This window comes from Citrobacter sp. wls711, assembly GCF_005281055.1.
Lineage (GTDB): Bacteria > Pseudomonadota > Gammaproteobacteria > Enterobacterales > Enterobacteriaceae > Citrobacter > Citrobacter gillenii.
On sequence record NZ_SZXC01000060.1, the window covers coordinates 32,819 to 57,060 of the forward strand.

Annotated in this window: 23 protein-coding genes and 1 riboswitch; of the genes, 14 read left to right on the forward strand and 9 right to left on the reverse strand. The window is 55.6% G+C overall.

Annotated elements, in window-relative coordinates; genetic code table 11:
- Positions 1–71 precede the first annotated feature (71 nt).
- The 5 genes from bioB to uvrB all read left to right on the forward strand — a co-directional run bounded on the left by bioB (position 72) and on the right by uvrB (position 6,332).
- Positions 72–1,112, forward strand: coding sequence for a biotin synthase BioB (gene bioB / locus FDW98_RS18145; RefSeq protein WP_096757785.1), 1,041 nt, complete (start codon positions 72–74; stop codon positions 1,110–1,112).
- Entirely contained in the window at positions 1,109–2,263 is a 1,155-nt protein-coding gene (gene bioF / locus FDW98_RS18150; RefSeq protein ID WP_096757784.1) for an 8-amino-7-oxononanoate synthase, read from the forward strand. Before bioB ends, bioF begins: the two co-directional genes overlap by 4 nt.
- Positions 2,250–3,005 (forward strand): malonyl-ACP O-methyltransferase BioC, encoded by a 756-nt coding sequence (gene bioC, locus FDW98_RS18155; protein WP_096757783.1) that lies wholly within the window; start codon positions 2,250–2,252, stop codon positions 3,003–3,005. Before bioF ends, bioC begins: the two co-directional genes overlap by 14 nt.
- The gene (gene bioD / locus FDW98_RS18160; protein WP_096757782.1) at positions 2,998–3,678 is read left to right on the forward strand and encodes a dethiobiotin synthase; all 681 of its coding nucleotides are present in this window, start codon (positions 2,998–3,000) and stop codon (positions 3,676–3,678) included. The genes bioC and bioD overlap by 8 nt, the downstream gene beginning before the upstream one ends.
- A 632-nt stretch (positions 3,679–4,310) precedes the next feature.
- Positions 4,311–6,332, forward strand: coding sequence for an excinuclease ABC subunit UvrB (gene uvrB / locus FDW98_RS18170; protein WP_096757781.1), 2,022 nt, complete (start codon positions 4,311–4,313; stop codon positions 6,330–6,332).
- A 94-nt stretch (positions 6,333–6,426) separates the two neighbouring features.
- Here the strand turns inward: uvrB and yvcK are convergent, their stop codons facing one another.
- Entirely contained in the window at positions 6,427–7,335 is a 909-nt protein-coding gene (gene yvcK, locus FDW98_RS18175; protein ID WP_096757780.1) for a uridine diphosphate-N-acetylglucosamine-binding protein YvcK, read from the reverse strand.
- Positions 7,336–7,623: 288 nt separating this feature from the next.
- Positions 7,624–7,769: riboswitch (molybdenum cofactor riboswitch) on the forward strand.
- On the opposite strand from yvcK, the gene moaA reads away from it, so the two are divergent.
- From moaA to FDW98_RS18205, 6 genes are all read left to right on the forward strand, one after another.
- Entirely contained in the window at positions 7,757–8,746 is a 990-nt protein-coding gene (gene moaA, locus FDW98_RS18180; protein ID WP_096757779.1) for a GTP 3',8-cyclase MoaA, read from the forward strand. (Overlaps the previous riboswitch by 13 nt.)
- 19 nt (positions 8,747–8,765) lie before the next feature.
- On the forward strand, positions 8,766–9,278 hold the full coding sequence (gene moaB, locus FDW98_RS18185) for a molybdenum cofactor biosynthesis protein B (RefSeq protein WP_096757778.1): 513 nt from the start codon (positions 8,766–8,768) through the stop codon (positions 9,276–9,278).
- A 2-nt stretch (positions 9,279–9,280) separates the two neighbouring features.
- Positions 9,281–9,766: a cyclic pyranopterin monophosphate synthase MoaC gene (gene moaC, locus FDW98_RS18190; protein WP_096757777.1), complete on the forward strand. Its 486-nt coding sequence runs from the start codon at positions 9,281–9,283 to the stop codon at positions 9,764–9,766.
- Positions 9,759–10,004, forward strand: coding sequence for a molybdopterin synthase sulfur carrier subunit (gene moaD / locus FDW98_RS18195; RefSeq protein ID WP_096757776.1), 246 nt, complete (start codon positions 9,759–9,761; stop codon positions 10,002–10,004). The genes moaC and moaD overlap by 8 nt, the downstream gene beginning before the upstream one ends.
- Before the next feature lies 1 nt (position 10,005).
- Positions 10,006–10,458 (forward strand): molybdopterin synthase catalytic subunit MoaE, encoded by a 453-nt coding sequence (gene moaE, locus FDW98_RS18200; protein WP_096757775.1) that lies wholly within the window; start codon positions 10,006–10,008, stop codon positions 10,456–10,458.
- Between the two features lie 41 nt (positions 10,459–10,499).
- Positions 10,500–11,204, forward strand: a complete 705-nt coding sequence (locus tag FDW98_RS18205; RefSeq protein WP_096757774.1) for a Bax inhibitor-1/YccA family protein — start codon at positions 10,500–10,502, stop codon at positions 11,202–11,204.
- Between the two features lie 100 nt (positions 11,205–11,304).
- On the opposite strand, the gene FDW98_RS18210 is transcribed toward FDW98_RS18205, so the two are convergent.
- The 3 genes from FDW98_RS18210 to FDW98_RS18220 are packed head-to-tail and all read right to left on the reverse strand — an operon-like array spanning position 11,305 to position 14,266.
- Positions 11,305–12,267, reverse strand: a complete 963-nt coding sequence (locus tag FDW98_RS18210; RefSeq protein WP_096757773.1) for a YbhN family protein — start codon at positions 12,265–12,267, stop codon at positions 11,305–11,307.
- Positions 12,267–13,508, reverse strand: coding sequence for a cardiolipin synthase ClsB (gene clsB / locus FDW98_RS18215; RefSeq protein WP_096757772.1), 1,242 nt, complete (start codon positions 13,506–13,508; stop codon positions 12,267–12,269). The genes FDW98_RS18210 and clsB overlap by 1 nt, the downstream gene beginning before the upstream one ends.
- Positions 13,505–14,266, reverse strand: coding sequence for an endonuclease/exonuclease/phosphatase family protein (locus FDW98_RS18220; protein ID WP_096757771.1), 762 nt, complete (start codon positions 14,264–14,266; stop codon positions 13,505–13,507). The genes clsB and FDW98_RS18220 overlap by 4 nt, the downstream gene beginning before the upstream one ends.
- A gap of 130 nt (positions 14,267–14,396) precedes the next feature.
- On the opposite strand from FDW98_RS18220, the gene FDW98_RS18225 reads away from it, so the two are divergent.
- Entirely contained in the window at positions 14,397–14,807 is a 411-nt protein-coding gene (locus FDW98_RS18225) for a YbhQ family protein (protein ID WP_096757770.1), read from the forward strand.
- Here the strand turns inward: FDW98_RS18225 and FDW98_RS18230 are convergent.
- From FDW98_RS18230 to cecR, 5 genes are read right to left on the reverse strand one after another with little or no spacing between them, the layout of a single operon-like run.
- Positions 14,769–15,875 (reverse strand): ABC transporter permease, encoded by a 1,107-nt coding sequence (locus FDW98_RS18230; RefSeq protein WP_096757769.1) that lies wholly within the window; start codon positions 15,873–15,875, stop codon positions 14,769–14,771. The genes FDW98_RS18225 and FDW98_RS18230 overlap by 39 nt on opposite strands.
- Before the next feature lie 10 nt (positions 15,876–15,885).
- Positions 15,886–17,019: an ABC transporter permease gene (locus FDW98_RS18235; RefSeq protein ID WP_096757768.1), complete on the reverse strand. Its 1,134-nt coding sequence runs from the start codon at positions 17,017–17,019 to the stop codon at positions 15,886–15,888.
- Positions 17,012–18,748: an ATP-binding cassette domain-containing protein gene (locus FDW98_RS18240; RefSeq protein ID WP_096757767.1), complete on the reverse strand. Its 1,737-nt coding sequence runs from the start codon at positions 18,746–18,748 to the stop codon at positions 17,012–17,014. The genes FDW98_RS18235 and FDW98_RS18240 overlap by 8 nt, the downstream gene beginning before the upstream one ends.
- Positions 18,741–19,736: a secretion protein HlyD gene (gene hlyD, locus FDW98_RS18245; protein WP_096757766.1), complete on the reverse strand. Its 996-nt coding sequence runs from the start codon at positions 19,734–19,736 to the stop codon at positions 18,741–18,743. The genes FDW98_RS18240 and hlyD overlap by 8 nt, the downstream gene beginning before the upstream one ends.
- The gene (cecR, locus tag FDW98_RS18250) at positions 19,733–20,410 is read right to left on the reverse strand and encodes a transcriptional regulator CecR (protein WP_096757765.1); all 678 of its coding nucleotides are present in this window, start codon (positions 20,408–20,410) and stop codon (positions 19,733–19,735) included. The genes hlyD and cecR overlap by 4 nt, the downstream gene beginning before the upstream one ends.
- Positions 20,411–20,639: 229 nt before the next feature.
- Here cecR and rhlE point away from each other — a divergent pair, with 229 nt between their 5' ends.
- Both rhlE and dinG read left to right on the forward strand, forming a co-directional pair.
- The gene (gene rhlE, locus FDW98_RS18255) at positions 20,640–21,986 is read left to right on the forward strand and encodes an ATP-dependent RNA helicase RhlE (RefSeq protein WP_096757764.1); all 1,347 of its coding nucleotides are present in this window, start codon (positions 20,640–20,642) and stop codon (positions 21,984–21,986) included.
- Between the two features lie 95 nt (positions 21,987–22,081).
- Positions 22,082–24,232 carry an ATP-dependent DNA helicase DinG gene (gene dinG / locus FDW98_RS18260; protein ID WP_096757763.1) on the forward strand — a complete coding sequence of 717 codons (2,151 nt, stop codon included), beginning with the start codon at positions 22,082–22,084 and terminating at the stop codon, positions 24,230–24,232.
- Positions 24,233–24,242 lie beyond the last annotated feature (10 nt).

Below are 24,242 nucleotides of genomic sequence, written 5' to 3' on the forward strand. Positions count from 1 at the left end.
ACTTGTAAACCAAATTAAAAAGATTTAGGTTTACGAGTCTACACGAAACTCAAAATGAAACGAACACCAATATGGCTCATTCTTCTCGCTGGACAATGTCGCAAGTTACCGAATTATTTGAAAAACCACTGCTGGATCTGCTGTTTGAAGCGCAACAGATCCACCGTCAGCACTTTGACCCGCAGCAGGTACAGGTCAGTACGTTGTTGTCGATAAAAACCGGCGCTTGTCCGGAAGACTGCAAATATTGCCCACAAAGTTCCCGCTATAAAACCGGTCTGGAAACCGAGCGTTTAATGGAAGTTGAGCAGGTACTGGACTCTGCGCGTAAGGCCAAACAAGCCGGTTCAACCCGTTTCTGCATGGGCGCGGCGTGGAAGAATCCACACGAGCGCGATATGCCTTACCTGGAACAAATGGTGCAGGGCGTGAAAGAACTGGGGCTGGAAGCCTGTATGACGCTGGGTACGCTGGATGAAACGCAGGCGCAGCGTCTGGCCAGCGCGGGTCTCGACTACTACAACCACAACCTCGACACCTCGCCGGAGTTTTACGGCAATATCATCACTACCCGTTCATATCAGGAACGCCTGGATACGCTGGATAAAGTGCGTGAAGCCGGGATTAAAGTCTGCTCTGGCGGCATTGTCGGCTTAGGCGAAACGGTCACTGACCGCGCCGGGTTGCTGCTGCAACTGGCAAACCTGCCCACTCCGCCGGAAAGCGTCCCCATCAATATGCTGGTGAAGGTGAAGGGCACGCCGCTGGCGGATAATGACGATGTGGATGCGTTTGATTTTATCCGCACCATCGCCGTGGCGCGCATCATGATGCCGACCTCGTATGTCCGTCTGTCTGCAGGACGCGAACAAATGAACGAACAGACCCAGGCCATGTGCTTTATGGCCGGGGCTAACTCGATTTTCTACGGCTGTAAACTGCTGACCACGCCGAACCCGAACGAAGATAAAGACCTGCTGCTGTTCCGCAAGCTGGGCCTGAATCCCCAGCAAACGGCGGTGCTGGCGGGCGATAACGAACAGCAGCAGCGTCTGGAACAGGCCCTGCGCACTCCAGACACTGACGATTACTACAACGCGGCAACGGTATGACCTGGCAGCAAAAAATTGACGATGCGCTGGCGGCGCGTCGTTCTGCCGATGCTCTGCGCCGTCGTCATGCGGTGACGCAGGGCGCCGGGCGTTGGCTGCAGGCAGATGGTCGTCAATATCTGAATTTTTCCAGTAACGATTACCTTGGGCTAAGCCACCATCCGCAGATCGTCTGTGCGTGGCAGCAAGGGGCCGACCGATTTGGCGTCGGCAGCGGCGGATCAGGGCATGTCAGCGGTTATTCCATAGCGCATCAGGCGCTGGAAGACGAACTGGCACAATGGCTGGGTTATTCACGCGCGCTGCTGTTTACCTCCGGGTTTGCCGCCAATCAGGCGGTGATTGCCGCGCTGATGGGTAAACAGGATCGCATTGTTGCAGACCGACTCAGCCACGCTTCGCTGCTGGAGGCCGCCAGTCTGAGCCCGGCCATGCTGCGCCGCTTTACCCATAACGACACTCAGCATTTAGCTCGTCTGCTGGCGGCTCCCTGTCCGGGGCAACAGCTGGTGGTCACCGAAGGTGTATTCAGCATGGACGGCGACAGCGCGCCGCTGGCGCAAATCCACGCCGAAGCGCAGCGCCAGGAGGCGTGGCTGCTGGTGGATGATGCCCACGGTATTGGCGTCACCGGTGAGGAAGGACGCGGCTCGTGCTGGCAGCAGCAGGTCAAGCCCGAGCTGCTGGTGGTGACCTTCGGCAAAGGCTTTGGCGTCAGCGGGGCGGCCATTCTCTGCTCTGACAGCGTGGCCGATTATCTGCTGCAGTTTGCTCGCCATCTGATTTACAGCACCAGTATGCCCCCGGCGCAGGCTCAGGCGTTGCGCGCCGCGCTGGCGGTGATCCGCAATCGCGAAGGCGACGAGCGCCGGGAAAAGCTGGCGATGCTTATCCAGCGTTTTCGTGCCGGTATGACGAACCCTGATTTGCTGCTGGCACAGTCAGACAGCGCCATTCAGCCACTGATCGTCGGCGATAACCAAAAAGCGTTGCAGCTGGCGCAGACGTTACGCGATCGGGGTTGCTGGGTGACGGCAATCCGGCCACCTACCGTGCCGGTTGGTACTGCCAGACTGCGACTGACGCTGACTCAGGCGCATGAAGCTCAGGATATCGACCGCTTGCTGGAGGTGCTGCATGACGCAGGTTGATAAGCAGGCGATTGCCGCCGCGTTCGGACGCGCTGCCTCCCACTACGAACAACACGCTGAATTACAGCGTCAAAGCGCCGATGCGTTACTGGCGCGGCTGGCGGGGCGGCAGTATGCCCGCGTGCTGGATGCCGGCTGCGGGCCAGGTCGCATGAGTCGCTACTGGCGAGAGCAGGGGAGCGAGGTCAGCGCCCTGGATTTGTCTGCGCCCATGCTGGCGCAAGCCCAGCGGCACGATGCGGCGCACCATTATCTGCTGGCCGATATTGAGGCCATTCCGCAGGATACTGCGACGTTTGACCTGGCCTGGAGCAATCTGGCCGTGCAATGGTGCGGCGATTTACGCGACGCATTAGGCGAACTCTACCGGGTCGTGCGCCCCGGCGGGACAGTGGCCTTCAGCACCCTGGCGCATGGCTCGATGCCGGAACTGCGTCAGGCGTGGCAGGCGGTGGATAACCGGGCGCACGCCAACCGTTTTTTACCCGTCGAACAGCTGGAAAACGCGCTGCACGGCTGGGAGGTTGAGTATCAGATGCAGGCCGTCACGCTGTGGTTTGACGATGCGCTAAGCGCCATGCGTTCGCTCAAAGGCATTGGCGCGACGCATTTGCATGAAGGTCGCGAACAGCGTGTGCTGACCCGCTCACAGCTGCAACAGTTACAGTTAGCCTGGCCTCAGAAACAGGGGAAATACCCGCTGACGTACCATCTTTTTTTGGGAGTGATTCAACGTGACTAAAACGTATTTTGTCACCGGGACGGACACCGAGGTCGGTAAAACCATCGCCAGCTGTGCATTGTTACAGGCGGCAGGACAGTTGGGCTATCGGACCGTGGGCTACAAGCCGGTCGCCTCGGGCAGTGAAATGACGGCAGACGGCCTGCGCAACAGCGATGCCCTGGCGTTGCAGCGGAACAGTACGTTGGCAGTGGACTATGCGGCCATCAATCCGTATACCTTCGCCGAACCCACGTCACCACATATTATCAGCGCCGATGAAGGGCGACCGATTCAGGCCCCGGTGATGTCTGCCGGTTTACGCGCCCTGGAGAAACAGGCCGACTGGGTGCTGGTAGAAGGGGCCGGGGGATGGTTGACCCCGCTTTCGCCGACGCTGAGCTTTGCCGACTGGGTGCAAGCGGAACAGCTGCCGGTGATTCTGGTGGTGGGCGTGAAGCTCGGCTGTATCAATCATGCCCTCCTGACCGCGCAGGCGATACGCCAGGCCGGGCTGACGCTGGTCGGCTGGGTTGCCAATGACGTAACCCCGCCAGGGAAGCGTCACGCTGAATACATGGCGACGCTGAGGCGTACGCTTGCGGCACCGCTGCTGGGCGAGATCCCGTGGCTGTCAGAGACGCCGGAGCAGGCAGAGACCGGACGCTATATCGATTTGAGCACGCTGTCTTAGGCGCCATTCTGGTGCGGATAGTCTGCAGTGGCCTGCCCGTGTTAACGCCCTGGGCAGGCAAAAAAATGATGAAAATGCGAGCAGGATCTCGACTGCTCCAGCCCGCTTCGTTAGCTGATAAATATCAAAATTTAGCGATAATTTTTTTTTATTCGACCAAAAAAGGACATCGATACGTTTCTGCCAGGCGGCAGTCAGCACGGGCTGGAGACAGTTATCCACTATTCCTGTGGATAACCTTGTGTATTAGAGTTAGAAAACACTATGTAAGCGAGAGAAGACGCGGCCTGCGACTAAATTGCTGCGAAAGACGGCTTGAGAAAATAGTTATTCAAATACAGATTGTTAGATAAAAGCAATGGCTGTCGCGGAAGTGTCATCCGTTGCCATAAAACTTTCATCTGCTGGCTTGACAAATGTTAAAAAAGTCATAGGTCTGGGGATAACACATTTTTGCTGGTGTTTTATCTTGCCTGCGGTGAAATTTTAGCCCGCCGTGATGGGGGTTAAGGGGGCGTAACAGAAATATTGTGGTGTGTTACTGTTTTTTCATCCAGTATATTTTACTGGCAAAATCTACTGCTGCGAGTAAAATTAGACACCTGCCCGCCCATTGCTTCAGGTAGCTGCTCATGAGTAAACCGTTCAAACTGAATTCCGCTTTTAAACCCTCTGGCGATCAGCCTGAGGCGATTCGTCGCCTGGAAGAAGGGCTGGAGGATGGTCTGGCGCATCAGACGCTGCTGGGCGTAACGGGTTCGGGGAAAACGTTCACCATCGCCAACGTCATTGCGGACCTCCAGCGGCCAACCATGGTGCTGGCACCCAACAAGACGCTGGCGGCCCAGCTTTATGGCGAGATGAAAGAATTCTTCCCGGATAACGCGGTAGAGTATTTTGTCTCCTACTACGACTATTACCAGCCGGAAGCGTATGTACCGAGTTCTGATACATTCATCGAGAAAGATGCGTCGGTCAACGAACACATCGAGCAAATGCGACTGTCGGCGACCAAGGCGCTGCTGGAGCGTCGGGATGTTATTGTGGTGGCCTCGGTTTCCGCGATCTATGGTCTGGGCGACCCGGACCTGTATTTGAAAATGATGCTGCACCTGACGGTCGGCATGATCATCGACCAGCGCGCCATTTTGCGGCGGCTGGCGGAGCTGCAATATACCCGCAACGATCAGGCATTTCAGCGCGGGACGTTCCGTGTGCGCGGTGAAGTGATAGACATCTTCCCGGCAGAATCTGACGACATTGCGCTGCGCGTGGAGCTATTTGATGAAGAAGTGGAGCGTTTGTCACTGTTTGACCCGCTGACCGGGCAGGTTGAATCCAGCATTCCACGCTTTACCGTCTACCCCAAAACGCACTACGTTACGCCACGCGAACGCATTGTGCAGGCGATGGAAGACATTAAGGTCGAGCTTGCCGAGCGGCGTAAAAACCTGCTGGCGAACAACAAGTTGCTGGAAGAACAGCGCTTAAGCCAGCGTACGCAGTTCGATCTGGAGATGATGAACGAACTGGGCTACTGTTCGGGCATTGAAAACTATTCCCGCTATCTCTCCGGGCGCGGGCCTGGCGAGCCGCCACCGACGCTGTTTGACTACCTGCCAGCCGATGGCCTGCTGGTGGTCGATGAATCCCACGTGACTATTCCGCAAATCGGCGGTATGTATCGCGGCGACCGGGCGCGAAAAGAGACGCTGGTCGAGTACGGTTTTCGTCTGCCGTCAGCACTGGATAACCGCCCGTTGAAGTTTGAAGAGTTTGAGGCGCTGGCCCCGCAAACCATCTATGTCTCCGCCACGCCGGGCAACTATGAGCTGGAGAAATCCGGCGATGACGTCGTTGATCAGGTAGTACGACCGACCGGCCTGCTGGATCCAGTGATTGAAGTGCGCCCGGTGGCAACACAGGTCGATGACCTGCTGTCTGAAATTCGTATCCGCGCGGCGATCAACGAACGTGTACTGGTGACGACGCTAACCAAGCGGATGGCGGAAGACCTCACGGAATACCTCGAAGAGCACGGCGAGCGGGTGCGCTATCTGCACTCGGACATCGACACCGTGGAACGTATGGAAATCATTCGTGACCTGCGTCTGGGCGAGTTTGACGTGCTGGTGGGTATCAACCTGTTACGAGAAGGTCTGGACATGCCTGAGGTCTCTCTGGTGGCGATTCTGGACGCCGACAAAGAAGGGTTCCTGCGTTCTGAGCGATCGCTGATCCAGACTATCGGCCGTGCGGCACGTAACATCAACGGTAAAGCGATCCTCTACGGCGATAAAATTACGGCCTCAATGGCGAAGGCGATCGGCGAAACCGAACGGCGTCGTGAGAAGCAGCATCAGTACAACGAAGAGCACGGTATTACGCCGCAGGGGCTGAACAAGAAGGTGGTCGACATTCTGGCGCTGGGGCAAAATATTGCCAGGACCAAAGCCAAGGGCCGAGGCAAGTCGCGTTCCGGCGCGAAGTCCGAGGTGGTTGAATTGGATATGACGCCGAAGGCGCTGCAGCAGAAAATCCATGAACTGGAAGGGCAGATGATGAAGCACGCGCAGAACCTGGAGTTTGAAGAAGCTGCTCAAATCCGCGATCAGCTGCACCAGCTGCGCGAGCTGTTTATCGCGGCATCGTAAGTGGGTGCCGGATGCGGGATAAATCCCTTATCCGGCCTACGGGATAGAGCGCGTTGGTAGGCCTGATAAGCGTAGCGCCATCAGGCAATTCCACCTAGCCTAACGCTTGCACCGCTTTTTCCAGCGCGTCGTGCAACAGCTGACGGTCGTGGCGATACGGAATATCGCTGGCTTCCAGCACGTCCTGAATCACAATGCGGTCACTCACGGCGGAAACATCCACTTTTGGCCCGACAACCACCGCATCAATCACTTTTTTCCCGACATATTGTTCAATGATAGTCAGCTTATCGTTAAGCGTCAGACTGGCGGCAGGCAGGCTTAATTCACGCCCCAGATTGCCGATGTAGACCATCGGAGCCGGTGTGCGACGTAAGGCCTGCGCCAGTTCGTCGAGCAGCAGGATCGGCATCAAGCTGGTGTAAAAACTGCCCGGCCCGATCAGAATCAAATCGGCTTCAGCGATAGCCTCTACCGCTTCGCGCGTGGTCGGCACCTTTGGCGACAGCATCAGTTCCTGAGGCGGGATAGTGAGCTGATCGATATTCACCTCGCCATAAATCTCATGTCCCTGATCGTCGATAGCCATTAAATCGACCGGCAGCTCGGACATCGGAATTAAATGCGCGTCAACTTTCAACAGGCTGCGAATTAAATTGATTGCTTCCAGAGGCCGTACGCTGAGGTGATCTAATGCCTTTAACATCAGATTTCCGAGGTTATGCCCGGAAAGTTCGCCATTACCGCCAAAACGATACTCAAACATCGCGGATGCGACGCTGGGCTGGGTAATTAACTGGTTCAGACAGTTACGCATATCTCCCCAGGCAATACCTCCCTCGGAGCGGCGAATTCGACCGGTAGAGCCGCCGTTATCGGTGGTGGTGACAATGCCCGTCAGGCGTGAACCTAAAGGAGACAGTGAAGAGAGGACGCGTCCCAATCCATGCCCTCCGCCGAGAGCGACAACGCGATCCAGATCCGCCAACGTGCGAGTGCGCATAGTTATTCCTGATATCAATTGATCGCCGTTACAGTAGCGTAAATTACGGGTTTTCAGCAATTATCTGGCGGTGTTGTGTGAAAATAAATTTAGGCGATCTACCCCTTTTTGACGACATCCACCTGATAGCAAGATGATGTATATCAATGCAAAACTGTGATTTTTGCTTATTCTGTAGCGAAATTGCACGATCATGTCGCTATGTATAAGATTATATAGCGAAAGTGTACATGGCAAAACTGTTATTTACACGCTAGTATCGGCATAACCAACATGTACTCGACGTATGACGAGTATAAACACTCTAGCCTCTGCACCTGGGTCAAATGATACGGTGCTTTGGCCGTGACAAGGCTTACATCAGATTGTCACCAGGGCGCAGGAAGAAATGACTCCGCCTCCCGTATTTGGAAAGGTGTACATGGGCTCTCAACTTACCGATGCTTTCGCACGTAAGTTTTACTACTTACGTTTGTCGATTACCGATGTGTGTAACTTTCGTTGCACCTACTGCCTGCCGGATGGCTACAAGCCCGGTGGGGTCACCAATAACGGTTTTTTGACCGTTGATGAAATTCGTCGTGTCACGCGTGCGTTCGCCAATCTGGGAACGGAAAAAGTGCGTCTGACCGGGGGCGAGCCGTCATTGCGTCGCGACTTTACCGACATCATCGCCGCCGTGCGAGAAAATGACGCCATCCGCCAGATAGCGGTGACCACCAACGGTTATCGTCTGGCACGGGATGCCGCCACCTGGCGTGAGGCGGGGCTCACGGCGCTGAACGTCAGCGTCGACAGCCTTGACGCCCGTCAGTTTCATGCCATTACCGGGCAGGATAAATTTCAACAGGTGATGGCGGGCATTGATGCCGCCTTTGATGCCGGTTTTGAGAAAGTCAAAGTGAACACCGTGCTGATGCGCGATGTAAACCACCATCAACTGGACACCTTTCTCGCCTGGATCCAGCCACGTCCGATTCAATTACGCTTTATTGAGCTGATGGAAACCGGCGAAGGCAGTTCTCTCTTCCGTAAACACCATATCTCCGGCCAGGTACTGCGCGATGAACTGCTGCGTCGCGGCTGGATCCATCAGCTACGCCAGCGCAGCGACGGTCCGGCGCAGGTTTTCTGTCATCCCGATTATGCGGGTGAAATCGGTCTGATCATGCCGTATGAGAAAGACTTCTGCGCCACCTGCAACCGTCTGCGCGTCTCTTCTGTCGGCAAACTGCATCTGTGCTTATTCGGTGAAGGCGGGGTCAGCCTGCGTGATTTGCTGGAAGATGACGCTCAGCAGTCTGCGCTGGAAGAACGTATCTCAAGCGCGCTGCTGGAGAAAAAACAGACCCACTTCCTGCATCAGAACAATACCGGTATTACGCAAAACTTATCTTACATTGGCGGCTGATCGCTAAAAGGAGTTTTTCATGAGTCAGGTAAGCGCTGAATTTATCCCGACACGCATTGCTATTCTTACTGTTTCCAGCCGTCGTGGCGAAGAGGACGATACCTCCGGCCATTATCTGCGCGACAGTGCGCTGGAGGCGGGTCATCAGATTGTAGACAAGGCGATTGTTAAAGAGAACCGCTATGCCATCCGCGCCCAGGTTTCCGCCTGGATTGCCAGCGACGATGTGCAAGTGGTGCTGATTACCGGCGGTACCGGTTTGACCGAAGGCGACCAGGCACCAGAAGCGCTGCTGCCGCTGTTCGACCGTGAAGTCGAAGGGTTTGGCGAAGTGTTCCGCATGCTCTCCTTTGAAGAGATTGGCACCGCGACGTTGCAATCACGCGCGATTGCCGGTGTGGCCAATAAAACGCTGATTTTTGCCATGCCGGGGTCGACCAAAGCGTGTCGCACTGCCTGGGAAAATATCATTGCGCCGCAGCTCGATGCCCGTACGCGTCCGTGTAACTTCCACCCCCATTTGAAGAAATAAGTATGTCGCAACTGACTCATATTAACGCCGCTGGCGAAGCGCACATGGTGGATGTTTCCGCCAAAGCCGAAACCGTACGTGAAGCGCGCGCCGAAGCCTTCGTCACTATGCGTAGCGAAACCCTGGCGATGATTATCGACGGCAGCCACCATAAAGGCGATGTTTTCGCGACCGCACGTATTGCCGGTATCCAGGCCGCCAAGCGTACCTGGGATCTTATCCCGCTGTGTCACCCGCTGATGCTCAGCAAGGTTGAGGTTAATCTGCGCGCCGAGCCGGAACACAACCGTGTGCGCATTGAATCGCTGTGCCGACTGACCGGGAAAACAGGCGTCGAAATGGAAGCGTTAACCGCAGCATCGGTGGCGGCGCTGACCATCTACGACATGTGCAAAGCGGTTCAAAAGGATATGGTGATTGGTCCGGTACGTCTGCTGGCGAAAAGCGGCGGCAAGTCGGGCGATTTTAAGGTGGATGCAGATGATTAAGGTGCTTTTCTTTGCCCAGGTGCGAGAACTGGTGAACGCAGATACGTTAGAGGTCGCGGCAGATTTTCCCACGGTGGAAGCCTTGCGCCAGCATCTGGCTGCGCAAAGCGATCGTTGGGCGCTGGCTTTAGAAGATGGCAAGCTGCTGGCGGCCGTCAACCAGACGCTGGTGAGCTTCGACCATCCCCTCAACGCAGGTGATGAAGTGGCCTTCTTCCCACCGGTAACCGGAGGCTGAGATGGCTGAAACGCGAATTGTTGTTGGGCCTGCGCCGTTTAGCGTGGGGGAAGAATATCCCTGGCTGGCAGCGCGCGATGAAGACGGCGCGGTGGTCACGTTTACCGGTAAAGTGCGTAATCACAATCTCGGGGACAGCGTGCAGGCATTGACGCTGGAACATTACCCGGGCATGACCGAAAAAGCGCTGGCGGAAATCGTCGATGAGGCGCGTGAACGCTGGCCGCTGGGCCGCGTGACGGTTATCCACCGTATTGGTGAGCTGTGGCCGGGAGATGAGATAGTCTTCGTTGGCGTGACCAGCGCGCATCGCAGCAGTGCCTTTGACGCCGGACAGTTTATTATGGATTATCTTAAGACCCGCGCGCCGTTCTGGAAACGCGAGGCCACGCCGGAAGGCGACCGTTGGGTTGATGCCCGCGACAGCGATAAGCAAGCAGCAAAACGCTGGTAGAGTACAATTGGTTTAGGTACATACTAATTCAGGAGATTGTCATGGACCGATTCCCACGAACCGATTCTATTGTGCAGGCCCGTTCCGGTCTGCAAACCTATATGGCGCAAGTCTACGGCTGGATGACCTGCGGGTTGTTACTGACGGCGTTTATTGCCTGGTATGCGGCGAACACGCCGGCGGTGATGACGTTTGTCTTTTCCAGCAAAATCACTTTCTTTGGGCTGATCATCGCCCAACTGGCGCTGGTGTTTGTCCTTTCCGGCATGGTGCAAAGGCTCAGCGCCGGTATGGCCACCACACTGTTTATGCTCTATTCGGCATTAACCGGGCTGACGCTGTCGAGCATCTTTATCGTCTATACCTACTCGTCTATCGCCAGCACGTTTGTGGTCACTGGCGGGATGTTCGGTATCATGAGCCTGTACGGGTACACCACCAAGCGCGATCTCAGTGGTTTTGGCAACATGCTGTTTATGGCGTTGATCGGCATCGTGCTGGCCTCGCTGGTTAACTTCTGGCTGAAGAGCGAAGCGCTGATGTGGGCGGTGACCTACATTGGGGTGATTGTGTTTGTCGGCCTGACCGCCTATGACACGCAGAAGCTGAAAAACATCGGCGAGCAAATCGATCTGCGCGACAGTTCCAACCTGCGTAAATACGCGATCCTTGGGGCGTTAACGCTGTATCTGGACTTTATCAACCTGTTCCTGATGCTGCTGCGTATTTTCGGCAATCGTCGTTAATTTCTGCTGCCGGATGGCGCTGCGCTCATCCGGCCTACCGTGTTGCGTAGAAAGTAGGCCGGATAAGGCGTTACGCCGCATCCGGCAATAACCTTCACGGTTATTTCGCCATTGCCTTCTCGTTTTTTGCCCGCAGTTTTTTCGCCCGACTCTCCAGCAACAAATAGCACATCAACGCCAGCAGCAGCGGGATAAAATAATACAGTACGCGATACGCGAGCAGGGCGGCGATGATCGTGCCTTGCGAGGTATTTTCGCCTGCCAGCAGTGCCATGAATACCGCTTCCAGCACGCCGATACCCGCCGGAATATGTACGATAACCCCGGCGATACTGCTGACCAGCAGCACGCCCAGCACGAAGAAATAATGGATATCCTGGCCTAATAACAGCCAGATAATCGCTCCCATCACCATCCAGTTTGCTCCGGAGATGGCCATCTGCGCCAGCGCGAATTTCCACGATGGCAGCACCAGTTTTTGCCCTTTAATCGTGATATGCCGATGTTTAGCGAAGGCGCAACACCACAGATAAATGACAATAATCAGCAGCAGTACGATACCCAGAATGCGCAGTGTGGCCTCGTCGATATACCAGTGTGCGGGCAGTTGAACGACGCCGAAGGTAAAAATAAACCCGCCGAGCAGAATATAGCCCAGCCAGTTGGTGGTAATGCTGAGTGAGAAAATGCGCGTGATCGTGCTGCCCGGTAATCCGAGGCGGGAATAGAGTCGATAGCGCATGCCAATGCCGCCCACCCAGGTGCTTAACGTCAGGTTGAAGGCATAGCAGATAAACGACACCAGCATCACCTGACGTTTTGCCAGCTTGTGTCCGCAGTAATAGCGTCCGAGCAGGTCATAACAGCCGTACAGCAGATAGCTGACGATGACCAGACCAATGGCGCTGAGCAGGGCGAGGCGGTTGTAATCCCGGATAACCGACCAGACCTCTTCCCAGTTGACCTTGCTGGCATACACCACCAGCAGTACGATCACCGCGATAAAAAACAGCCAGGTGAGGATCTTTTTTGCTAACCGCCAGCGGGGAGATGCTTTCGCCATCAGGGTTTCCCTCCTGCATCTTCAGCCTGAATGCGGTCCTGCGTTTCCAGAGTCGGCTGCGCGGGAGGCGCGACTTCGGTAAGGTGCGGCGTGTGCGCCGGTAGCCAGCCGACCAGCGCCGGAAAGTGGCGTAAAAAGTGGAACGCCAGCACGCTCTTGGTCAGGTTCCACCAGGTGCGTCTGGGCAGCATCGATTCATCTACCTGCTGGCAATCCTCGGTAATAATGGGATGCAGATTGTCCCGCAGGACCTGGTTAAATGCGCGATCATGGATAATGATGTTGGCCTCCAGATTCAGCGACAGGCTGAGCGGGTCGAGGTTGCTGGAGCCCACCGTCGCCCAGTGATCGTCCATTAGCGCGACTTTGCCGTGCAGGGGTCTGCGACGGTATTCATACACCTGGACGCCGCCTTTCACCAGATAGTTGTACAGTAGGCGAGCGCCGACTTTCACAATCGGCATATCCGGTTCACCCTGCACAATCAGTTTGACCCGCACGCCGCGTCGCGCCGCTTTGCGCAGCGCATGCAGCAGGCGATAGCCGGGAAAGAAATAGGCGTTGGCAATGATCACTTCGCGTTTGGCCTGGGTGAGCATTTTCAAATAATGGCGTTCAATATCATCACGATGTTCTTCGTTATCGCGCCAGACAAACAGCGCCTGCGCCTCGCCGGGCTGGCGATTTTCGATTGCCCGATGATGACGTCGCCACCAGCGGCGCACGGCGCTTTGCCCCGGCAGGTTTTCCAGCACGAAGGTCAGGATGTCTGCCACGATGGGACCTTCAATACGCACGGCGTAGTCCTGCTTGGCCTCCGGGCCGTAATCGGACATATGCTCGGCGGAATAGTTAATCCCGCCGACGAAAGCGACACGGTCGTCAATCACCACAATTTTGCGGTGCATGCGGCGAAAAAGGTTGGTTCGCATGCCGAACAACCGCGGGCGTGGGTCGTAATAGCGGAAAACCACGCCCGCGGTGGTGAGTTCGCTGACAAACTCCTCGCTGAGATCCGGTGACCCGTAGCCGTCGAGCAGCACTTCGGCTTTGACACCACGCTGTGCCGCACCGAGCAGTGCCGCATGCAATTGTTTCCCGACCGCATCTTCAAACCAGATAAAAGTCTCAAGGATGATTTTTTGCTGCGCCTGTTCAATGGCCTTAAACACGGCAGGGTAGTACTGGTCGCCGTTTTCCAGCAGCTGAATTTGATTGCCTTCACGCCAGCCATATTTCATAAATGAATCTCCGCGCTCAGGGGGGCATGGTCGGACAAATGTCGCCAGTGACGTAGCGCCAGTGCCGTCGGAATACTGGCATTGGCGTTTTTCACATAGATCCTGTCGAGGCGCAGCAGTGGCAAACGTACCGGAAAGGTACGCGCCGGGCGTCCGTGGGCGCGGGTAAAAATCTCGTCAAGACCGGCATGAACCTTCAACGGATAATTGGCCTTTTGCCGCCAGTCGTTGAAATCCCCGGCCACCACCACGGGTTCCGTTTCAGGCAGGGCATTGACCCAATCCGCCAGCATGGTCAACTGCGCCTGGCGGTGGGCTTCACGCAAACCAAGATGTACACACATCACATGGATGGGGTGAGGGAGCATCGGCGGCACGATGCGGCAGTAAAGCACACCGCGCTTTTCACTGCTGCCGACGGATACATCACGATTCTCATAATGTTCAATGGGATAGCGCGACAGCACCGCGTTACCGTGATGCCCCTGCGGATACACGGCATTGCGTCCGTAGGCGAAGTCGCTCCACATAGTATCTGCGAGAAATTCATAGTGTGTAGTATCCGGCCAGTTCTCTACGTGCAGGGGATGAACCTCGTGCGCGCCCATCACTTCCTGCAGGCATACAATATCCGCACCGACCGTTCTGACGGCATCGCGTAGCTCAGGCAAAATAAATCGCTTATTAAAGGCGGTAAAACCTTTGTGGGTATTAATTGTGAGCACATTGAATGAAAAACGATCTGCTGTTTCGGTCATGGGTCTCCTTTCGGCGTCATTTTTCCTTTAAATAGTGTAGTCGGCGTCACAAAAGGATGCGGTGTTACGGAATTTTCCGTAAAGTCCGGTACTCTGAATAATTAGTTAAAGATCCTTCAGGAGAAAAGCCATGAGGTGGCAACAACGTGTTCGTGTCGCAACGGGTCTTAGTTGCTGGCAGATTATGTTGCATTTACTGGTAGTGGCATTGCTGGTAATGGGCTGGATGAGCGGCACGCTGGTGCGCGTCGGCCTGGGATTATGCGTCGTTTATGGCGTCACGGTTTTATTAATGCTGGCGCTGCAGCGTCATCATGAACAGCGCTGGCGTGATGTCGCCGACGTACTGGAAGAGCTAACGACCACGTGGTATTTCGGTGCGGCGATGATCGTACTGTGGCTGCTATCCCGCGTGCTGCAAAACAACGTCTTACTGGCGTTAGCGGGACTGGCGATCCTTGCCGGACCCGCGGTGATTTCGCTGCTGGCGAAAGACAAAAAACTACATCACTTTGCGTCTAAACATCGCATACGCCGCTGACCCGGTCGTGGCCGCTATCACCAACAGTGGCCACAAACTTCCCCAGACAATCTTCAGGCTCGCATCCTTCAGGTAAATCTGTTTCGTGATGTCCGTAAAGTGACGGATTGGGTTTATCCACGTCAGATTCTGCAGCCAGACCGGCATGTTTTCGACCGGAGAAACGTACCCTGACAGTAAAATTGCCGGCATCATAAAGACGAACACGCCGATAAACGCCTGCTGCTGGGTTGAACACAGCGATGAAATCAGCAGACCAAAGCCTACCAACGACAACCCGTAAATCACCATCGTGAAGTAAAACAAGCCCAGCGAACCGGCAAACGGAATGTGATAGGCCCAGATGCCAATAGCCAGCACGATAGTGGCCTGAAAGGTAGCCACGATTAGCGCAGGCACCGCTTTACCAATGAAAATTTGCCAGGTGGTGAGCGGAGAGACCAGCAGCTGATCCAGCGTGCCCTGCTCACGTTCGCGGGCTACCGACAGTGAGGTGACGATCATCACGCCGATGGTAGTGATCATGGCGATCAGCGACGGAACGACGAACCATTTGTAATCCAGATTCGGATTATACCAGTTACGCACCACCAGTTCGCTGTTGTTCGGCTTCGCTTTGCCGTCCATCAACTCCTGCTGGTATTCCTTAACGATCTGCTGCAGATAATTCGCGGCGATCTGCGCGCTGTTAGAGTTGCGCCCGTCAAGGATCAACTGCATAGGTGCTTGTTGGAAGGTATCCAGATTACGCGAAAAGTCGGCCGGGAAGCGCACCAGCAACAGGGCTTTTTGCGTGTCGATGGTCGGCTGGATCTCCTGCGGGCTTTTCAGCAGCAGGATATGGGTAAAGGCGCTGGCGCGGGCAAAGCGCTGTGTTAATTCCACTGAATGCTTGCCGTTGTCTTCGTTATAGATGGCGATAGTGGCGTTGGTCACTTCTAACGTGGCTGCAAACGGAAACAGGATCACCTGAATCAGTACGGGTAAAATCAGGATCGCCCGCGTCTGCGGCTCGCGTAACAGCGACTGCAGCTCTTTGCGAATTAATGTCCATAAACGATGAAACATGGCCGTCCCCTCAATCCAGCCGACGTTTGGTTTTAAGCCACGTCAGACCAATAAACATCACCGCCGAAGCGATTAAAAACAACACGTTGATTATCAACACCACCGGAATATTTCCCGCCAGAAACAGGCTTTGCAGGGTGCTGACGAAATAACGTGCGGGAATGATATACGTCACCGCGCGAATAATGGCGGGCATGCTGTCTATCTGGAAGATAAAGCCCGACAGCATAATAGATGGCAGGAAAGCGGCGTTGAGCGCTACCTGCGCGGCGTTAAACTGGTTGCGGGTGATGGTGGAGATCAGCAATCCCATGCCAAGCGTACTGAGCAGAAACAGGCTGGTGATAAAAAACAGGATCAGCAGAGAACCGCGATAGGGCACGCCAAGAATAAACACCGATACCAGCATACACAGCAGCATCGCCAGCATGCCGAGAAAATAATAGGGGATCAGTTTACACAGCAGCAATTCTACGCGGGTGACTTCGGTCGACAGCAGCGCTTCCATAGTGCCGCGCTCCCATTCACGGGCGACCACTAATGAGGTCAGGATTGCGCCGATGACCGTCATAATAATGGTCACCGCTCCTGGAATAATAAAATGCTGGCTGATCGCCGCCGGGTTGAACCAGTAGCGGGTTTGCACGTCGATCAGCGGTTCGAACGATTCGCCGCGGTCTTCGGCCCGTTGCTTTTGCCAAATCTGCCAGATGCCTTCCACATAGCCTTGCACAAAGTTGGCGGTGTTCGGTTCGCTGCCATCGGTGATCACCTGAATGGGCGCAATATCGTTTGGCCGCGCCATCTGCTGGGCAAAATCCACCGGGATCACCACCAGCCCACGAATACGCCCGGCCTGCATTTTCTCAATTAATTCCTGGCGGTTGTCGCTGATGGTGGCGTCAATATACGGCGAGCCGGTCATGGTATGGGTAAAATCCAGCGCCTCTTCGCTCTGCTGTTCGAGCAAAATCCCTACCCGCAGTTTGCTGGAGTCGAGGTTAATCCCGTAGCCGAAGATAAACAGCAACAGTAACGGGATCACCACGGCAATCAGCCAGCTACTGGGATCGCGTACGATCTGCCGCGTTTCTTTAATGCACAGTGCGCGCACGCGTCGCCATGAAAGCGCGTGATTACTCATGTGCGTGCTCCTTATCCCAGTCATTGATAAGCGTGATAAACGCCTGCTCCATGGTCGGGTCCGGCGTGTCGTTATCGGCCGCCTGCGCTTTCAGGTCGTCCGGCGTGCCGCTGGCGATTAGCTTACCGCGGTACACCAGCCCGATACGGTCGCAATATTCCGCCTCGTCCATAAAGTGGGTAGTGACCATCACCGTCACGCCTTTCTCTACCATGCTGTTGATATGCAGCCAGAACTCGCGACGGGTGAGGGGGTCAACCCCGGAGGTCGGTTCATCGAGGAACAGGATGTCGGGTTCATGCATCAGCGAACAGGCCAGCGCCAGACGCTGCTTAAAGCCCAGCGGCAGTTCATCGGTGGCATGGGAGGCGATGCTCTTCAGGCCGAACGCCTCGCTCATACGGTCGATTTTTTCTTTCTGTGCGCGTCCGCGCAGGCCGTAGACGCCGGAGAAAAAGCGCAGATTTTGCTCCACCGTCAGGTTACCGTACAGGGAGAATTTCTGCGCCATATAGCCCAGATGTTGACGTGCTTTTCCGGAACTGACCTTCAGGTCCATGTCCAGCACCAGCGCTTTACCTGAGGTGGGGACCAGCAGGCCGCACATCATTTTAAACGTGGTTGATTTACCCGCCCCGTTGGGGCCTAACAGGCCAAAAATCTCACCGCGCTGGACGGCAAAGTCCACATGGTCAGTGGCGGCAAAATCACCGAATTTTTTGGTCAGCGCTTTGGCTTCAATCACCGTTTCACCGGCGGTACCTTCTACGGTGTGCAGGATAGCGCCCAGCGGCGATTCAGAGGTTCCCGCGCCGCCGAGTAAATCGATAAACGCATCTTCAAAGCGCGGGGCTGTACTGGTGATGGTGATTTCCGGCATGCCGTCAGCTTTGCGAATATCGTCCGCCGTGGCTGCTTTTTTCAGGATCAGGCGCACGGATTTCCCCTGAATCATGCCGTCGCTGACCTGCGGTAACTTGAGCGCGCGTTGTAGCAGTTTGCGGTTATTTTCCTGCGGGCTGCTCATTAAAAAACTGCGTCCGGCCATGGTTTGCGTCAGCTGAGTCGGATCGCCTTGATAGAGCAATTCACCTTCGTTCATCAGCAGCACATCGCGGCACTGCTCGGCCTCGTCCAGATACGAGGTGCTCCAGAGGATCAACATGCCATCCCCGGCCAGTTCATGCACCATTTGCCACAATTCGCGGCGGGATATTGGGTCCACGCCCACGCCGGGCTCATCCAGCAGCAGCACTTTGGGTTCGCCGACCAGCGTACAGGCCAGCCCCAGTTTCTGCTTCATGCCGCCGGAAAGCTTGCCAGCCAGACGTCCGGTAAACGGCCCCAGCGAGGTAAACTCCAGCAGGCGGGCAAAGGTTTTCTCCCGCGCTTCACCGGTAACGCTGCGTAAATCGGCATACAGATTGAGGTTCTCCATGACGGTCAAATCTTCATACAGGCCGAATTTCTGTGGCATATAGCCCAGCACCGCATGCAGGGCGCTGTCGTTGATGATGGGGTCAAAGCCAATCACCGTCGCGCTGCCGCCATCCGGCTTCAACAGGCCCGCCAGCATCCGCATCAGCGTGGTTTTCCCTGCGCCGTCGGGACCTACCAGACCGGTGACATAGCCTGCGTGAATCGTGCAGTCGAGCGGGGCGACCGCCGGTTTTTCCATCCCGGCAAAGCGCTTAACCAGCCCGTTGAGGGTAATGACTGCGTCATTCATGCCGCGCCTCGTCACCGAACTTCACCGTCACCGGCATTCCCTGACGCAGCGCGTCGTCGGCATCGGTCACGACAATACGCAGGCGGTAGACCAGGTCGGTACGCAGGTCCGGGGTCTCTACCGTTTTCGGCGTAAATTCTGCTGTTGGCGACACAAAGCCGATTTTGCCGTGGTACGGTTTATCCGGGCGGCCATCGGTATAAAGCAGAATTTCACGTCCCGGCTGCGCCTGGCTCAGATTGCGTTCGTCCACATAGGCGCGGACCCACACCGGCCGGGTAAGCGACAGCGTCAGCACCGTGCCGCCCGCGTTCAGCATACTGCCTGGCTCGACCGCACGGGTAAGCAGTGTGCCGTCAGACGGGGAGGTCAGCGTGGTGTCATGCAAATCGAGTTCAGCCTGCGCCAGCTGCGCCTGAGCCTGTTCGAGCGTCGCTTTCGCCTGGGCGATATCCTGCGGACGATTACCGCTGCGGTATTGACTGAGTTTATCCTGCGCGGATTTCAGCGTTGCCAGCGCCTGGTCGCGTGAAGAACGGGCGTTTTCCAGATCGTTGGCCGAGATAGTGCGGCTTTTCCATAATCCGAGCTGGCGATTATAAAAGTTCTGCGCGTAGTCATACGCTGCCTGGGCCTGCTTCACGGCCGCTGCGGTTTGTGCAATTTCTTCTTCACGATACCCGGCCAGCATCAGGTCGTACTGCGCCTGCGCGGCGGCAACGTTAGCCTTCGCCTGCATCAGCGCGTTTTCGTAGGGGGCGTGGTCCAGTTCGCCCAGTACCTGACCGGCAGTAATCGCATCACCTTCGTCAACCGCCAGCGAGGCCAGCCTGCCGCCTACGCGAAAACTTAAATTGACGCTGCGGATATCGACGTTGCCGTACAGGGTCAGGCCGTTATCTTGTTGGCTTTGATACCACCACGTTCCACCAGCAATCACGGCAACGAGGGCCGCGATAACCAGCCCGAGGACGACAGGTTTTTTCATGACTCCAGACTCCTTTGCGTTAAACCTTGCAGAATTAGATCGATGTGACAGGTGATCGTGTGTTCAATTAGCGCGGTTTTATCCGCATCAAATTGTGACCAACCCGTGCGCAACAGAATAGTTTCTTTACCCAAACGGAAGGCCAGCACTTCACCCAATATGGCGTGGGTATGCAGGATCATTTGGGTGTCATTGGCATCGCGACCCGTATAAGCGGCAATTAAGCGGGTCAGGTGGCTATGCAGCGGGTTGATCACCTGGTCATGCACCAGCTGATAGGCTGCAGTGGGGGAGAGCTGTTCGCGCGAAATAAATTTGCTCAGGTTAACCGTGTCATCCTGGGTTAACAGCATGATCATGTTTTTGCAGGCACGCAGGATCAGTTCGCGCATGGCGGCCCGGTCCGGCTCGGGTTGGGTAAACAGACGCTCGGCTTCTTCAGCATGAGGGCGAAACTGTGAACCGATAAAATCCGCGATCCACTGGGCGCAGGCGAGATATAAATCCTCTTTTGAACCAAAATAGTAGGTAATCGCGGCGATGTTTTGTCCGGCCTGAGCGGCAATATCGCGCGTAGTGGCATGCAGTCCGTACTCACCAAACTGTGCGAGCGCGGCGGCAATCAGCTGGTTCTTTGCCTGTTCACCTTTAGTTGTCATGGTGGGTGTATTCATGGCATGCCTAAATTATTAATCAATCGATTGATTAAGATTATGACTGATTTCTGCACTTGTCTAGTCTGGTGGTTTATTTTGTTTTTCGCGGCTGGCGGGATAATTTATGCGGTACATCACAAAAACTGCTACACTCCGCCCCTTCATGACATTGTGGTTTTTGTCATCTCTTTTGCGAGTATCGTCCTGAAAACGACACCGGTAACGGTCAGGGCGGTTCGGAGTAGTTATGTCTTTTGATTCCCTTGGTTTAGATCCTGAAATCTTGCGCGCCGTTGCCGAGCAGGGTTACCGTGAACCTACCCCTATTCAGCAGCAGGCAATCCCCGCCGTGCTGGAAGGCCGTGATCTGATGGCCAGCGCCCAGACCGGCACGGGGAAAACGGCAGGTTTTACCCTGCCGCTGTTACAACACCTCATTACCCATCAGCCGCATGGCAAAAGCCGTCGTCCGGTGCGTGCGCTGATCCTGACGCCAACCCGCGAGCTGGCAGCACAAATTGGCGAAAACGTCCGCGATTACAGCAAGTATCTGAACGTTCGCTCGCTGGTGGTTTTCGGCGGCGTGAGCATTAACCCGCAGATGATGAAACTGCGCAGTGGCGTAGATGTGCTGGTGGCAACGCCGGGCCGTTTGCTCGATCTGGAACATCAAAACGCGGTGAAACTGGATCAGGTTGAGATCCTGGTACTGGATGAAGCGGACCGTATGCTGGATATGGGCTTTATCCATGATATTCGTCGCGTACTGGCTAAACTGCCCGCTAAACGTCAAAACCTGCTGTTCTCCGCAACGTTTTCTGACGACATTAAGTCGCTGGCAGAAAAACTGCTGCATAACCCGCTGGAAATTGAAGTTGCGCGTCGTAATACCGCGTCTGAGCAGGTCAGCCAGCTCGTTCACTTTGTGGATAAAAAACGTAAACGTGAATTGCTGTCACAGATGATTGGCCAGGGTAACTGGCAGCAGGTGCTGGTCTTTACCCGTACCAAACATGGTGCCAACCACCTGGCAGAACAGCTGAATAAAGACGGTATTCGCAGCGCGGCGATCCACGGTAATAAATCTCAGGGTGCGCGTACGCGTGCGCTGGCCGATTTTAAATCCGGCGATATTCGCGTGCTGGTGGCGACCGACATCGCGGCTCGCGGGCTCGACATTGAAGAGCTGCCGCACGTGGTGAACTATGAGCTGCCAAACGTCCCGGAAGACTATGTTCACCGCATCGGACGTACCGGTCGTGCTGCGGCTACCGGTGAAGCGCTGTCTCTGGTGTGTGTTGATGAGCACAAGCTGCTGCATGACATCGAAAAACTGCTGAAAAAAGAGATCCCGCGTATTGCGGTTGATGGCTATGCGCCGGACCCGTCGATTAAAGCCGAGCCAATCCAGAACGGACGCCAGCAGCGTGGCGGTGGCGGTGGTCGTGGGCAAGGCGGAGCAGGCCGTGGTCAGCAGCCGCGTCGCCAGGACGGTGGTGCGCCAAAAGCGAAACCGCGTAACAGTGAAGGCAAACCGGCAGGCGACAAACCGCGTCCACCGCGTCGTCCTCGCAGACCGTCTTCTGCACAGTAATTGCGAGCCCGGCCGAATAGCCGGGCTTTTTTTTTGCGACGCGTATCAGAAAGTGCCACAATAGTGGCTGTTTATACAGTATTTCAGGTTTTCTCATGGCATTAACCGCAGCGTTGAAAGCGCAAATTGCCGCCTGGTATAAGGCGCTTCAGGAACAGATCCCCGACTTTATCCCCCGTGCACCGCAGCGGCAGATGATTGCTGATGTCGCGAAAACGCTGGCTGGGGAAGACGGGCGACATCTGGCTATCGAAGCGCCGACCGGCGTCGGGAAAACGCTGTCCTATTTAATTCCGGGGATTGCCATTGCCCGTGAAGAACAAAAGACGCTGGTGGTCAGTACCGCCAACGTCGCGTTGCAGGATCAGATCTACAGTAAAGACCTGCCGCTGCTGCGCAAAATTATCCCTGATCTGCGATTTACCGCCGCGTTTGGGCGAGGGCGCTATGTCTGCCCGCGTAATTTAGCGGCCTTGGCCAGTACCGAACCCAATCAGCAGGATTTGCTGGCGTTTCTCGACGATGATCTGACGCCCAACAACCAGGAAGAACAAAAACGTTGCGCCAGGCTCAAAGGCGACCTCGACACTTACAAATGGGATGGGTTGCGCGATCACACCGATATCGCCATTGATGACGGGCTCTGGCAGCGCCTGAGCACCGATAAAGCCAGCTGCCTGAATCGTAACTGTCATTACTACCGTGAATGCCCATTTTTTGTTGCCCGCCGTGAGATCCAGGAAGCCGAAGTGGTGGTGGCAAACCACGCGTTAGTGATGGCGGCCATGGAGAGCGAAGCGGTGTTACCGGAACCGAAAAATTTGCTGCTGGTGCTTGATGAAGGCCACCATCTGCCGGACGTCGCGCGCGATGCGCTGGAAATGAGCGCCGAGATTACCGCGCCCTGGTATCGGCTGCAGCTGGATTTATTCAGCAAACTCGTGGCGACCTGCCTGGAGCAGTTTCGCCCGAAAACCACGCCGCCGCTGGCTAATCCAGAGCGCCTGAACGCCCACTGTGAAGAGCTGTATGAGCTGATCGCCTCACTAAACAACATCCTCAATCTGTACCTGCCCGCCACGCAGGAAGCCGAACACCGCTTTGCAATGGGCGAGCTGCCTGCGGAAGTGATGGAGATTTGTCAGCGTCTGGCGAAGCTCACCGAGATGCTACGTGGTCTGGCGGAACTGTTCCTCAACGATCTCAGCGAAAAAACCGGCAGCCACGATATCGTTCGTCTGCATCGGGTTATTTTGCAGATGAACCGGGCGCTGGGTATGTTTGAAGCGCAAAGTAAACTGTGGCGGCTGGCTTCGCTGGCGCAGTCATCAGGCGCGCCGGTGACCAAATGGGTGACGCGGGACGTGCGTGACGGACAGATGCATGTCTGGTTTCACTGCGTGGGGATCCGCGTCAGCGATCAGCTTGAACGCCTGCTGTGGCGCAGCGTGCCGCATATTATCGTCACCTCTGCCACCTTACGCTCGCTCAACAGTTTCTCGCGCCTGCAGGAGATGAGCGGCCTGAAAGAAAAAGCAGGGGACCGTTTTGTCGCGCTGGACTCGCCGTTTAATCATGTCGAGCAAGGCAAAATTGTCATTCCGCAGATGCGTTACGAACCGTTGATGGAGAACGAAGAACAGCATATTGCCGAAATGGCGGCCTATTTCCGCGAACAGGTGGAAAGTAAAAAACATCAGGGCATGCTGGTGCTCTTTGCCAGTGGTCGGGCGATGCAGCGTTTTCTTGAGCACGTAACCGATCTGCGTCTGCTGTTGCTGGTGCAGGGCGATCAGCCGCGCTACCGACTGGTGGAACTGCACCGCAAGCGGGTGCAAAACGGTGAGCGTAGCGTGCTGGTTGGGTTGCAGTCTTTTGCCGAAGGCCTCGATTTGAAAGGCGACCTGTTGACCCAGGTTCATATTCACAAAATTGCGTTTCCGCCCATCGACAGCCCGGTGGTGGTGACTGAGGGCGAATGGCTGAAAAGCCTGAATCGCTATCCCTTTGAGGTGCAGAGTTTACCTGCGGCATCGTTCAATTTGATTCAGCAGGTTGGGCGACTCATTCGTAGTCACGGTTGCTGGGGCGAAGTGGTGATTTACGATAAGCGTTTATTGACCAAAAACTATGGTCAGCGTTTACTGAATGCGTTACCCATATTTCCGATAGAACAACCTGGTGTGCCAGACGTTATAGTAAAACCAAAAGAAAAAGCGAAACCCACACGCCGCCGTCGGCGTTAACGATGTGAGC